Genomic DNA, 12,400 nt, shown 5'->3' with positions numbered 1-12,400 from the left:
AAACCCAACAGAACAACAAGGGCATCCGAAGATGCCCTTGTTGTTATTTGCAAATTAGCATTCGCCCGTCAGCGGCGCTGCCAGGTCTCGAAGCTATAGGGGTGCGGGTTCTTCTCATCGGCAGGGTGGCTCTCGCAATCAACGCGTTGCCACTGACCATCGTCAAAAGCAGGGAAGCGGGTATCCCCCTCCACCGCCAGATCGATGCGGGTCAGATAGAGACAATCCGCGCTCGGCAACATCTCGGCATAGAGATGACCACCACCGATCACCATCAACTCCTCCACCGAGCTGCCTGCCAACAGCGCCAGCGCCGCCTCGACGGAGCCCACCACCTCAATGCCCTCGGCCTGATAACCGGGATTGCGGCTGATCACCAGATTGCGCCGTCCGGGCAGCGGTCGACCGATGGATTCGAAGGTCTTGCGCCCCATCAATACCGGTTTACCGAGGGTGACACGCTTGAAGTGAGCCAGATCGGCAGGCAGATGCCAGGGCATCTGGTTGTCCTTGCCGATCACCCTGTCGTGGGCCATGGCGGCAATCATGGAAATCTTCATTGGGCTTCTCACCATCCGTCAGATTATGGGGCGGTTACGGTACACGACCAGAGAGGGGATCGCCAAACCGAAACTAAGGGATCCAACGATAAAGAGCGCCTTGAGGCCGTTCTCCACCGCACTCTGGATCAACTCCATGGTCACGCCATTGATGTTGAGCTCCACCACCGCAATCATGGTCTTGAACGCATAGCTGCCCGGGATCATCGGAATAATCGAGGCAACGCTGAACACCGGACGCGGCGCCAGCAGACGGCGCGACCAGTAGACGCAGACAAAGCCGACCGTGGTCGCCGCAGCCAGCGTCGCCCACTCGATGGGCATACCATAGTGGATCAGCAGGGTACGCAAGCTGTGGGCCAGCGCGCCGCCCATGGCGCAATACTTCAGCATCCGTGGCGGCACGTTGAACAGCATGGCAAATCCCACCGCCGGAATGGAGGACCAGAAAGCATCCTTGGCCAGTATCCAGAGCAAATCCATCATACTTTCCACCCCCAGATCCCCGTGACCGACATGGCGAGAATGATGCCGGTATTGATCCGTGCGCTGATGGTGAGCAGGGCAACCCCGTTCCCGCTGGCCGATACAGAGTCGACAGCCTTCATACCTTCCACCCCCAGATCCCGGTGACCGACATGGCCAAAATGATACCTATGGCGGCGCTGATGGTCAGCAGGGTCGCGGTTCCCCAGCGGGCCAGCCCCATGTTGAAGTAGCCCTTCACCATGTCGGAGACCGCATTGATCAGCGGAAAGCCCGGCACCAGCAGCAGCACGCTGGCCGCCATGGCGAGATAGGGCTGGTCACCCCAGTTGAAGAAGGTGGCGCTGGAGGAGAGCAAGGTGGCAATAAAGCCAGTGGCGGCAAAGTTGATGAGCGGGCTGTGGTGATGGCGGGCCATCAGCTGGCGCACCCGCATCGCCACGGCAGATGAGAAGCAGGTCACAAGGAAGATGGGCCAGTCACCGCCAAACAGCAGGCTAAAGGCACCACAGGAGAGCCCCACCATGGGGACCACCAACCAAGGGTGATAGTGGAAAGGACGATGGCTTCGAGGCGCTGGCGCACTTCACGGGCACCGATCAGCTCTTTCTCCGCCATGATGCAGATCCGCTGGATCTCGCACACCACCTGCATATTGATGCCATGTTCACGCACCCGCCGGGTAGTAGTAACACAGCCCCCCTGATAGAGGCTGGTGAGCACGATGGCGCTCGACGAGATGGCCATTTCGACACTCTCCAGCCCCAGCGCCATCCCCAGCCGCACCGTGGTCTGCTCGATGATCCGGCTCTCCGCCCCGAACTGGGCCAACATCTGACCCACCTTGACGATAATGCGGGTGATCTCTGTCTGTTGCTCCCGCGACAACACCCGTCTTGGTGTGATACTTCTCATAATCCCTTCGAGTCGTAGCAATAAAAATTTCGGCCATATTAGCCTAACTTTTACTGTTATTCATCCACCCCTATCACAACCTGACTAATTAGTTATTACAAGAAGGAAAAAAGAAATTACATCACAAACACATTACGACTAACATTAAAAACCATAACAATCAGGTCGCCAGCAATTCCCTTTATTATGGCCTCACCGATTTGGCTGAAATATCAACCAAGGGGGTTATTGCAGATTATTTACGACGTCGATAGTCCGCCAGATGGATTATTTTACCACTGCCATCGCTTTCAGGCGGAGGGTCCCCCTCTTCTCTGAACTGGCTCATTTCGCTGCGCATCAAATAAAAAGATTCCCGCATCATGTTGGTAATCCGGATACAGCTATCAAGATTGTTTTTCGCCAGCCGGCGCTGACCATCAATCTTGAACTGCAACCCGCGCAGACGGCGCTGCTGATCGGGGCTCGCTCGGGCCATCAACTGGTCGATCTGCTGCTCCAGAATCGCATCCAGCCGGGAGGGCTCACTCGCAGCCAACTCCTTCAGGGTGTCAAAATCAGGCAACTCCATATGCCCTCCTTGGCGACTATTGCTGGCAACACACTGCGGTACCACACCATCACGTCCCAGCCATATAAATCTGTATATACGACGCGGCTAAAAAGGGTTCAATCCATCTACTGGCGACTAAACCGGACAATGGTCACTACGAGGGTGTCTATCTATTTTAATTGTGTTTGGAAACAAGCGATTGTTTTTAATTCAGGCGAGATAAAACACTTATACATTTTAGGTTGTGACTTTCTGTTTTTTATTGCCAATAAAAATCCGAGTGGCCTTATTTTGCTTCATTCGACACTTTATTCTTCCCTCACCGACCCGCGTCATCTCCTGACGGTTTAACATATCTCACTGATTATGTTATTTTAATTGCCACTTTTATCGGACATTCAAGAGCAGACCATGAGCAAGGCAAAAATCGGTATCGTCACCGTCAGCGATCGCGCCAGCGCGGGCATCTATGAAGACCTCTCCGGCAAGGCCATCATCGACACCCTGAACGCCTATCTGACCTCGGAGTGGGAACCTGTCTATCAGGTGATCCCCGATGAGCAGGAGCAGATTGAAGCGACCCTGATCCGGCTGGCGGATGAGGAGCAGTGCTGTCTCATCGTCACCACAGGCGGCACCGGCCCGGCCAAGCGGGATGTCACGCCGGAAGCGACCGAAGCGGTATGTGATCGCATGATGCCGGGCTTTGGCGAGCTGATGCGGGCCGAATCCCTCAAGTTTGTGCCGACTGCCATTCTGTCGCGCCAGACTGCCGGGCTGCGCGACGACACCCTGATCGTCAATCTGCCGGGCAAGCCCAAATCGATCCGCGAGTGTCTGGATGCAGTTTTCCCTGCCATCCCCTACTGCATTGATTTGATGGAAGGGCCGTATCTCGAGTGCGATGAAACTGTCATCAAGCCATTTCGGCCGAAAAAATAGCGAACCCGACCATAAAAAATAATGGCGAGCCACGGCTCGCCATTATTTTTAACTCATCTGTTCGTACAGACGAAATGCATCGATTATTTACGGCCGAATACTTTTACGCCCGCTTTGCTGCGCTCTGAATTACCGTACACTTCGATTTTTTTCACACAACGGCGCGAGCCAAGTGATTTCCACTCAGTCTCTTTATCACTGCTCATATCCCGATCAAAATGAATGGTCTTGGTACGGTCACCACCATAGGTCACCACCACCCGATCCAGGGTCAAATCACGCTCCGCCTTCACCTTGATATATTTGGTCTGACGGCAAATCACCAAAGGAATTGTCGCACCATGATCACCGGCTCCCAGTAAAATAGTCCGCCCCAGCGTGAACTGATCGTCACCGGCATGGCTGGCTGACGCCACCACCAGCAAGACACCACCCAGCAAGCTGCGTGCAGAAAAACGGGAATTCCAGATAGACATCAAGGACATAACACCTCCAATAAAAAATGGAGTGTGATGATAAGGGTTAAACCATAACGGAAGCTGTATCACGGCTGAATTTGCTGCGAATGTGCGGGGATCAACAGAGAAAACAGCGCGACTTTTCGGCAAAAAGAGAAGAGCCGCAGATAGCGGCCCTTGCGGCAAGAGAGCGCTTAGCGCTCCATGATTTGGGTCACGTCATCTTTCTTGATCATTACCTCGCGCCCTTCATGATCGTAATAGCGATACATGCCGGTGCTCTCGTCCAGCTTGGGTTTGCTCTCTGTGGTGATCATCTTGCCATCCTTGGTGCTCATGATGTATTGGGAGCTGCATGCCACCAGCCCCAGGGCGCACACCAGGATCATCATCAGTTTTTTCATTGCGGCCTCTTCTGCGATCATCCTCACCACGAGGATGTTTCTTGAAGCCTAGTTCAATCGCACGGCTCGGGATGGCGCGATGAGCAAAGCGGGATCGCCGTCAATAATCAGCGACTTAGCCTAGTTATCTGGCCGGGTGGCGAGCGCAATGAAAAAGGCCGGACATCTCTGTCCGGCCTCTTCTGTTCAGAGCAAGTACGCCATCATGACTTGGCAGGCTGACGCTCACCGGTCACGGTCGGGTTCTTGGGATCTGAACTCCACTCGTACCAACCGCCGTCGTAGACGCTGATCTGTTTCCAGTCCATCAGCCAGGCGTAGAAGAAAGCCTCGGAGGCGCGCCAGCCGGTACCGCAGTAGAACGCAGCCTGCTGGGTTGGCTCGATGTTCCACTGCTCCCACATGGCGAGGATCTCGCGGGCCGGCTTCATGGTGCCGTCCGGGTTGTGGAAATCACTCATGCTGTTGGCATCCACCCCGCCGTGACCCCACTTGGCCCCCGGGATATCGCCCTTCGGCTTGATGTAGCTGTAACCTGAGGTGTTGCCGACAAACTCGTCCCAGGTGCGCACGCTGACCAGTGCGCTATCGGGCTGCTTGAGCAGCTCTTTCGCCTGACTTAGCGTGGTGTAGTACTCGGGGTGAGCGGGAATCGTCACGCCAAACTCCTTCACCGGCTCATATTTGTTGGGCAGGCCGGTTTCGGTGCGCAGGTGCTGGATAAACCAGGCATCCAGACCACCGTCCAGCAAGCGTACGTCTTCCACCCCCGCATACATCATCAGGTGCGCGGCACGGGCGGCCGCCATGGTGTTGCGACCATAGAGGATGACGGTAGTGTCGTGACGGATGCCGTTATCCAGCAGCAGCTTCTTGAGCGCTTCGTCAGAGACCTTGTTCCACAGCGGCTCCTCTTCGAGGCTGTTGGTATCGATATAACCGGCCCCCGGGATGTGGCTGATGAGGTAGGCCTTGGGTGAACCCCAATCCACTTCAAACAGCTTCCAGTCACCCTTGGGCGCCGCGGCAACCGGCTTGCCCTCTTGCAGATCCGCCAACCAGCGCGGATAGACCAGCTGCTGCCAGCGTGCCAGCGACTCGCGTGGTGCGGCTTGCCACCCTTGCAGCTCGAACAGCTGCTTGATCCCCTGCTTGCGCAGCAAACGGGCCACCTCGGCCACTTCGCGGGACGCACCGTAGAGGGCAACCGGACGATCGGCCTTCAGCCCCTTGATCTCGAGCGCCTTTGGCCACTCTTCATCGCTGTATTTCCACTCGGCTGAGAGGTTCTCGGCGCCCGCCACATGGCCGCCCTGCTTCTCCCCTTCCATCGGCCACCCCTGATAGAAGTAGCTGGCACGGGTATCCAGGATGACAGCCTGTTTGGCCTTGGCATCGGCCAGCGAGAGCGGTGGCAACTCCCCTGCCACGGCGGGCAGGGCACACCAGAGCAGTAAGGTCGCCAGCGCGGCCTGCAGGAAGCGAAGATGTCGTTTCATGGTGATTTCTCGATTCATAGTGAACAAGGTTAAAAAATGGAGCGACCCAGCCGCTCGGCCAGCAGCTCCAGTGCCGCCGTGCCCGCCAGCGAGTTGCCAGCTTTGTTGAGCTCGGGCGACCAGACACAGACGCAGAGCTCGCCCGGGATCAGGGCGATGATACCGCCGCCGACACCCGATTTGCCCGGCATGCCGACCCGATAGGCAAAATCGCCCGCCTCATCATAAAGGCCGCAGGTGGCGAGCAGGGCGTTGACCTGCTTGGTGGTGCGGGCTGGCAGCAGCGGTACGCTCTCACCCAGTGGCACACCACGGTTGGCCAGATAGATGAATGCCCGCGCCAGATCGACGCAGCTCATGCGAATGGCACAGGCATTGAAGTAGCTTTGCAGCACCTTGTCCACTTCGTTTTCGAAGTTGCCATAGGCCTTCATCAGATAGGCGATGGCGGCGTTGCGGGCAGAGTGCTGATATTCGGAGCGGGCGACGACCTGATCCGCCATGATGGCCGGATTGCCGGAAAGGCGGCGCACCAGCTCAAGGGTACGTTGACGCGGCGCAGTGAGGCGGGTCTCCAGCAGATCACTCACCACCAGCGCCCCGGCATTGATAAAGGGGTTGCGGGGGATCCCCTGCTCGAACTCGAGCTGAACCAGCGAGTTGAAGGGCTGGCCGGAGGGCTCCTTGCCCACCCGGGCCCAGATCTCCTCCTCCTGATAGAGGGTGAGTGCCAGGGTCAGGCTCAGGGCCTTGGAGATACTCTGGATGGAGAAGGGTTCAAAAGCGTCACCGGCGGTGAACAGCTCCCCTTCGACGGTACAGACTGCGATACCGAGCCGATCGGCCGGCACCTGAGCCAGTGCCGGAATGTAGTCGGCCACCTTGCCTTGTCCCAGCAACGGGCGCACCTCTTCAAGGATGCTGGCCAGTAATTCGGATGACAACACCATAAGCAATAAGCGATTCCATGACTAAAACAGCGGTGGAGATCCCATCCCCACTGACAAAAATCCCGCCAGCGGCGGGATTTTTCAGTTACCCACAACAAGGCGCCAGATGCGGCAGCCTTGTATCAGGCCGGTTCACCGTACCAGAGGTCGAACAGCTCGGTAACGACCACGGCTTCCATCCCCTTGCCTTCCAGCCAGGATTTGACGGCGGCGCGGTCTTCTTCGGTACACTTGCCCAGTTGCTGGGTGCAGATCATCCCTTCCCAGGCCAGGTGACCGGAGCCGGCAAATGCCAGTTTACGGGGTTCAACAACCTCATCGATCATCGCATCGACTACCGCATCGATGGTCTCTTCGGCAGTGCCGACCGGGAAGTTGAAACTGATGTCGAAACCCATTTCCTGGAATTCATCGACGCGCAGTTTCTTGCGCAGGCGGCGGCTACGATTGGCCATGATAGCTCCTCAAGTTAGTTGATACGCTAGGTGTGTTGACGTGCCAGCTTAGCTGACACGCTTGAAAATCAGATCCCAAACCCCGTGGCCCAGACGGTGGCCGCGTTGTTCAAATTTGGTCAGCGGACGCCAGTCCGGACGGGGCACCCAGTTGCCGGTGGCGGAGGTGTTCTCGTACCCCTCGGCGGCGCTCATCACCTCCAGCATGTGCTCGGCATAGTTTTCCCAGTCGGTCGCCATGTGGAACACGCCACCGATGGCCAGCTTCTGGCGAATGTCCTGGGCAAACGCAGGCTGTACGATGCGACGCTTGTGGTGACGGCTCTTGTGCCAGGGATCCGGGAAGAAGAGCTGCAGGCAGGAGAGTGAACCGTTCGGGATCATGTGCTCCAGCACTTCCACCGCATCGTGGCAGATCACCTTCAGATTGGTGACGCCCGCTTCCTGAGCGGTACCCAGACAGGCGCCCACGCCCGGGGAGTGCACTTCGATGCCGATGAAGTTCTTCTCGGGGGCATTTTTGGCCATCTCGACCAGAGAGGCGCCCATGCCAAAGCCGATCTCCAGCACCACAGGTGCCTCGCGGCCAAACAGCGCGACCAGATCGAGCTGCTTTGGCTCAAAATCGATGCCCATGACCGGCCAAAGCTCTTCCAGGGCCTTCTCCTGCCCTTTGGTCAGGCGGCCTTCGCGACGGACAAAGCTGCGGATCTTGCGCATGAACTTGCCGTCTTCGTTAAATACATCTTGGGTCACAGGCATAATGGTCTCGTTATTTCATCAATCCGGGTAATACATCTGGTGTCCGATCCCGAGCGGGACCGCTCGCGGTTCGTCATTTCATCGACCCGCGAAAACAGGGGAGCGAATTATCCCAAGATGGGCCCAAGGCGCAAGTGTTTCGCGCAACAAATATTCCGGCCATCCACTTCCCTGCCCCCTTACTGGCATCACCACACCGACTAACTGTCCAATATAATCCGCAGCAGAGTCGTTCCAGCCCTTTTTTGGCGATTTTTGTGACAATCATTGCCTCATTTCTGAAATCTGATACAAACGGATAACCTGGCGGTCGAATGGAGCGACCGCCCACATGCCGAGAGAATTGTCTATGCAGCCGTTTTTTGCCCAGCGCTTCGAGAAGGTTGAGCCTTCCTTTATCCGTGAAATCCTCAAAGTTGCCGCCAATCCGGAGATCATCTCCTTCGCCGGTGGTCTGCCCAATCCCCACCTGTTTCCGGTCAAGGCGATCGATCAGGCCTGTCAGGATGTACTGCGCGAGCAAGGGGCTGCCGCCCTGCAATATGCGGCGACCGAGGGCTTCGCCCCGCTGCGCCAGTATATTGCCGACCGCTATCTGGCCCGCCACGGCATGCAGGTCAATCCGGACAACATCCTCATCACCAGCGGCTCCCAGCAGGCGCTGGATCTGCTGGGCAAGGTGCTGATCGACGAGGGTCAGGATCTGATCATTGAGGAGCCGGGCTATCTTGGTGCCATTCAGGCCTTCTCTGTCTATCAACCGAATTTCAAGCCAATCACCCTCGGCGAATCCGGGCTGGATCTGGCGGCGCTGGATGCGCTGCTGGCAAGCGGCTCCAATGCCAAACTGCTCTACGGCGTGCCCAACTTCCAGAACCCGAGTGGCGTCTCCTACAGCCGTGCCAACCGCGAGGCGCTGGCCGAGCGACTGGTTCGCCACGCGCTGTTGATGGTGGAAGATGATCCCTACGGCGAGCTGCGTTTCGAGGGCGAGCATCTCCCCCCCATTGCCAAGCTGGCGCCAAACAATACCGTACTGCTCGGCTCGTTTTCCAAGACCGTGGTGCCCGCCTTCCGTCTGGGCTGGATGGTGATGCCGGAGTGGCTGCGCAAGAAGGTGACCATCGCCAAGCAGGCGACCGACCTGCACAGCAACGCCTTCAGCCAGCAGGTACTGCACCGCTTCCTGACAGACAACTCTCTCGACGCTCACTTGGAGAAGATCAAGGAGGTCTATGGTCGCCAGCGTGCCGCCATGGAGGCCGCGCTGGCCCGTCACTGCCCGCCCGGCGTCAGCTACACCCGACCGGAAGGGGGCATGTTCCTCTGGCTGACTTTGCCTGCCCACATCAGTGCCATGGCGCTGTTTGACGAAGCGATCAAGGAAAAAGTGGCCTTCGTACCCGGTGCTCCCTTCTATGTGCGCCCCGAGATCAAGAACACCCTGCGCCTGAGCTTCTCCTGCGTCGACGAAGCCACCATTGAGGAGGGGGTCAAACGCTTGGCCCGCGCCCTCCAGCGCATGCTCTGATCGTCAGACAAACGGTACCAACAAAAAAACCAGCGGCTATCGCTGGTTTTTTATGCTCCCCATTCAACCGATCAGCCAAACAGGGTTTTGCAAAACTGCTTCATCGGAATGGGACGGCTATAGAGATATCCTTGCAGATAATCAACGTGGCGAGCCCGCAGGTAGTCCGCCTGCGACTGCTTCTCAACCCCCTCCGCGATCAGGATCAATTCAAGTCGCTTCGCCAGATCAATCACGTTTTCAACGATATGGCTGGAGAGTGCATCCGTACCGATCATCTCCACAAAGCTCCGATCAATCTTGAGTGCATCGACCTGAAACTGTTGCAGATAAGTGAGACTGGAGTGACCGGTGCCAAAGTCATCGATAGAGATCAACACGCCCAGTTTGCGCAATTCGGCAAACATCCGGGCAGTTGTCTCATCAGCCACCAGCAGTTCACGCTCGGTCAGCTCCAGCCCCAAATCAACGGGATTGTCCTTAAACGCGTCGAGAAAGGACTTGCAGTCAGCCAACAGGTCGAGATCCTGAAAGTGCTTGGCGCTGATATTGAAGCAAAAGTGAAACTTTGCTGGCAGCTTGCGGGCATAAGGGGCGAAGTGGTCGCGCACCTGGGCCATCAACAGGCTGGTCATGGGCACGATCAACCCGCTATCTTCCGCCAACGGAATAAAGCGATCCGGCGAGATCATCCCCTGCTTGGGATGCTGCCAGCGCATCAGCACCTCACAGCCACGCAACTGCTCATCCTCACCGGAGACCACCGGCTGCAGATAGGGGATAAACTCCTCCTCGATCAACGCGCGCTTGAGCTCCTCCGCTGGTGAGCTGCTACGCCCCATCAGCCTGAAGGTGCCGAATCCAATCAGCAGCGCCAGCAATGGAGAGAGGATTAAGGTATCTCTGGAGTAGCGCCATGCGTGGCTCAAGTAGTCATGCACCGTGACCCGGGTGACGACCTGATAGGGGAAATCGGCCGAAGCGAGGGCAATATAGCCCTCTTCTGTCGGAGAGGGCGCCGCCCCGAACTGACCTGAGCCAAACAGTGCCCTCTGCCCCACCACGAGAGCCATCGGGGAGTTCTTGCTGGAGATCTCGAGGGTATTGCGCAGGTAGTAGCCATCTATACCAATCAGCACACTCCCCTTGTCCGTTTCATGACGCAACACGATCAAGGGACGATCCGGTGTGACCTCATTGCCGGGCAGCAGTTGCAGACTGCCATCCACATAACTGTCAGGATTGAAGGGGCCATCGTAGTCACCATAGAGCGAGGTGCAGTAGATGTGGCTGCCGACAGCCAGATTGGCGGAACGGACATCGGGCACAGTGGCCACCTGTTCGCGCAGGAGTTGTGCCGCCTCCTTGCAGGAGTGACCAAGCATCCCCTCCACATTGATGGCCGCCTGCCGGGCATGGCCGATGGAGCGATCAAACATTATCCGGGCATGCTGCAACCGTGAATCGGCATCACGCTCTATCTCCGTCACCGTCTGCCAGATAACGGCAACAACCCCCAGCAGCAGGATCCCGCCCCCCATCAGCAGCGCCACCAGAATCCTCGAGTAAAGCTGGCGAAGTTTCAAACGACGAAATGGCATGGCGGCCTCTTTGATGCTCGGATAATGGGTGACAGCCTCGGTGGACAGGCGAAAAGGGTCGCCATAATAGCGATTGATCAACAAATGTCCACCCAACAAAAATCAATCAATTCAAACTATTGTTCAACAATATCTGGTAAGAAAAAGATAGAGTTAAAACCAGTCTAGTGAACAACACATGCCAAGCTCGTCCACTTGTTGCAGCTGGACGACGCAATTAGAGTAGAGCAAACGGCAGCAGGAGCATGCAGCGATGAAGATTCTTATTACCGGAGGAACCGGCTTTATCGGCCGCAAACTGGTTGCCCATCTCAAGGTCAATCATGAGGTCGTGGTATTGAGCAGGCAGGGGAGCCGCGCCTACTCCCTGCTCGGTCACGATATCAAGGTTTTGGATAACCTAGACCGGCTTGATGACCTCAATGACGTGGATGCGGTGATCAATCTGGCCGGCGAACCCATCGCCGCCGGACGCTGGAGCGAGTCGCGCAAACAGCTGCTCTGCGATAGCCGCTGGCTGTTGACCGAGCAGCTGGTGGATCTCATCAAGCTATCCAGCACACCGCCCAAGGTGCTGATCAACGCCTCCGCCATCGGCTGGTATGGCAGACAGGGCACCGAAACCCTCGACGAGCAGTGCTGCTCTCCCAACGACGAGTTTACCCACCAGCTCTGCCAGCAGTGGGAGACACTGGCGCAGGAGGCCCAGAGCCGCCAAACCCGGGTCTGTATCGTGCGGATCGGGCTGGTGCTTGGCATGGATGGCGGCGCCCTGCCCAAAATGCTCCCTCCCTACCGACTCGGGCTCGGCGGCCCCATGGGGTCAGGCAGCCAGATGATGAGCTGGATCCATGTGCAGGATCTGGTGCGTGCCATGCTGTTCCTGCTGGAGCATGAGGAGTGTAGCGGCATCTTCAACGGCACTGCGCCCCATCCGGTCAGCAACCGGGAGTTCAGCCAGACCCTTGCTACCACGCTGCACCGCCCGCACCTCTTTTTCGTGCCCGCCCCCCTGCTGCAACTGGTGATGGGCGAAGCGGCAGATCTGCTGCTGACCGGACAAAAGGTGATACCAGCACGGCTGCAACAGGCCGGTTTTCACTTCAGCTATCCCGAGCTGTCGAGCGCCCTCGCCAATCTGCTGCGCGAGCCCCGCTAACTCACACCCGCTCGCTGCGTCCACTCGTCAGCGCCCCACATAGCAAGCAGCCCGGCCAATGGCCGGGCTGCTTGTTTATGGTGGCTGCGCTATTGCACCTTGTGTGCATCGGCTCGCGCTGGCGG

Annotated in this window: 14 protein-coding genes and 1 pseudogene; 3 read left to right on the top strand and 12 right to left on the bottom strand. The window is 57.5% G+C overall.

The features are described 5' to 3' along the window. Positions 1-68: 68 nt before the first annotated feature. The 5 genes and pseudogenes from folA to ACTG1P_RS18240 all read right to left on the bottom strand — a co-directional run bounded on the left by folA (position 69) and on the right by ACTG1P_RS18240 (position 2,532). Positions 69-560 (bottom strand): type 3 dihydrofolate reductase, encoded by a 492-nt coding sequence (gene folA / locus ACTG1P_RS18260; protein ID WP_042082782.1) that lies wholly within the window; start codon positions 558-560, stop codon positions 69-71. Positions 561-578: 18 nt separating this feature from the next. Then, the gene (locus ACTG1P_RS18255; protein WP_440001879.1) at positions 579-1,046 is read right to left on the bottom strand and encodes a threonine/serine exporter family protein; all 468 of its coding nucleotides are present in this window, start codon (positions 1,044-1,046) and stop codon (positions 579-581) included. After that, positions 1,043-1,168, bottom strand: coding sequence for a hypothetical protein (locus ACTG1P_RS18250; protein ID WP_005335209.1), 126 nt, complete (start codon positions 1,166-1,168; stop codon positions 1,043-1,045). The genes ACTG1P_RS18255 and ACTG1P_RS18250 overlap by 4 nt, the downstream gene beginning before the upstream one ends. Continuing rightward, positions 1,165-1,880: pseudogene (locus ACTG1P_RS18245) on the bottom strand (threonine/serine exporter family protein). The gene ACTG1P_RS18250 and the pseudogene ACTG1P_RS18245 overlap by 4 nt, the downstream one beginning before the upstream one ends. Positions 1,881-2,196: 316 nt before the next feature. Then, positions 2,197-2,532: a DUF3135 domain-containing protein gene (locus ACTG1P_RS18240; protein WP_021229719.1), complete on the bottom strand. Its 336-nt coding sequence runs from the start codon at positions 2,530-2,532 to the stop codon at positions 2,197-2,199. 393 nt (positions 2,533-2,925) lie between these two features. Between ACTG1P_RS18240 and mog the strand changes: the two genes are divergently transcribed. Next, positions 2,926-3,456 carry a molybdopterin adenylyltransferase gene (gene mog, locus ACTG1P_RS18235; protein ID WP_005348144.1) on the top strand — a complete coding sequence of 177 codons (531 nt, stop codon included), beginning with the start codon at positions 2,926-2,928 and terminating at the stop codon, positions 3,454-3,456. 83 nt (positions 3,457-3,539) lie between these two features. On the opposite strand, the gene ACTG1P_RS18230 is transcribed toward mog, so the two are convergent. The 6 genes from ACTG1P_RS18230 to trmB form a co-directional block, all read right to left on the bottom strand. Further along, entirely contained in the window at positions 3,540-3,941 is a 402-nt protein-coding gene (locus ACTG1P_RS18230) for a DUF2541 family protein (protein ID WP_069555906.1), read from the bottom strand. 167 nt (positions 3,942-4,108) lie between these two features. Further along, positions 4,109-4,318, bottom strand: a complete 210-nt coding sequence (locus ACTG1P_RS18225; RefSeq protein ID WP_005335219.1) for a YgdI/YgdR family lipoprotein — start codon at positions 4,316-4,318, stop codon at positions 4,109-4,111. A gap of 203 nt (positions 4,319-4,521) precedes the next feature. After that, positions 4,522-5,817 (bottom strand): sulfurtransferase, encoded by a 1,296-nt coding sequence (locus ACTG1P_RS18220; RefSeq protein WP_440001878.1) that lies wholly within the window; start codon positions 5,815-5,817, stop codon positions 4,522-4,524. A 29-nt stretch (positions 5,818-5,846) separates the two neighbouring features. After that, on the bottom strand, positions 5,847-6,767 hold the full coding sequence (gene glsB / locus ACTG1P_RS18215; RefSeq protein WP_005348151.1) for a glutaminase B: 921 nt from the start codon (positions 6,765-6,767) through the stop codon (positions 5,847-5,849). A gap of 122 nt (positions 6,768-6,889) precedes the next feature. Next, positions 6,890-7,222 carry a YggL family protein gene (locus ACTG1P_RS18210; RefSeq protein ID WP_005348158.1) on the bottom strand — a complete coding sequence of 111 codons (333 nt, stop codon included), beginning with the start codon at positions 7,220-7,222 and terminating at the stop codon, positions 6,890-6,892. A 48-nt stretch (positions 7,223-7,270) separates the two neighbouring features. Continuing rightward, positions 7,271-7,984 carry a tRNA (guanosine(46)-N7)-methyltransferase TrmB gene (trmB, locus tag ACTG1P_RS18205; RefSeq protein ID WP_005335228.1) on the bottom strand — a complete coding sequence of 238 codons (714 nt, stop codon included), beginning with the start codon at positions 7,982-7,984 and terminating at the stop codon, positions 7,271-7,273. A 349-nt stretch (positions 7,985-8,333) separates the two neighbouring features. Here trmB and ACTG1P_RS18200 point away from each other — a divergent pair, with 349 nt between their 5' ends. Next, entirely contained in the window at positions 8,334-9,515 is a 1,182-nt protein-coding gene (locus ACTG1P_RS18200) for a PLP-dependent aminotransferase family protein (protein WP_440001877.1), read from the top strand. Positions 9,516-9,586: 71 nt separating this feature from the next. On the opposite strand, the gene ACTG1P_RS18195 is transcribed toward ACTG1P_RS18200, so the two are convergent. After that, complete coding sequence (locus tag ACTG1P_RS18195) at positions 9,587-11,116, bottom strand: EAL domain-containing protein (RefSeq protein WP_440001876.1); 1,530 nt, start codon at positions 11,114-11,116, stop codon at positions 9,587-9,589. Positions 11,117-11,369: 253 nt separating this feature from the next. Between ACTG1P_RS18195 and ACTG1P_RS18190 the strand changes: the two genes are divergently transcribed. Then, positions 11,370-12,275 (top strand): TIGR01777 family oxidoreductase, encoded by a 906-nt coding sequence (locus ACTG1P_RS18190; RefSeq protein WP_440001875.1) that lies wholly within the window; start codon positions 11,370-11,372, stop codon positions 12,273-12,275. Positions 12,276-12,400: the final 125 nt, after the last annotated feature.

Origin of the sequence: Aeromonas sp. 11P (assembly GCF_051920165.1) — a bacterium.
GTDB classification, from domain to species: Bacteria; Pseudomonadota; Gammaproteobacteria; order Enterobacterales; family Aeromonadaceae; genus Aeromonas; species Aeromonas veronii.
The sequence above is the reverse complement of the archived record's forward strand: the minus strand, read 5'-3'. Positions and strand labels throughout refer to the sequence as shown.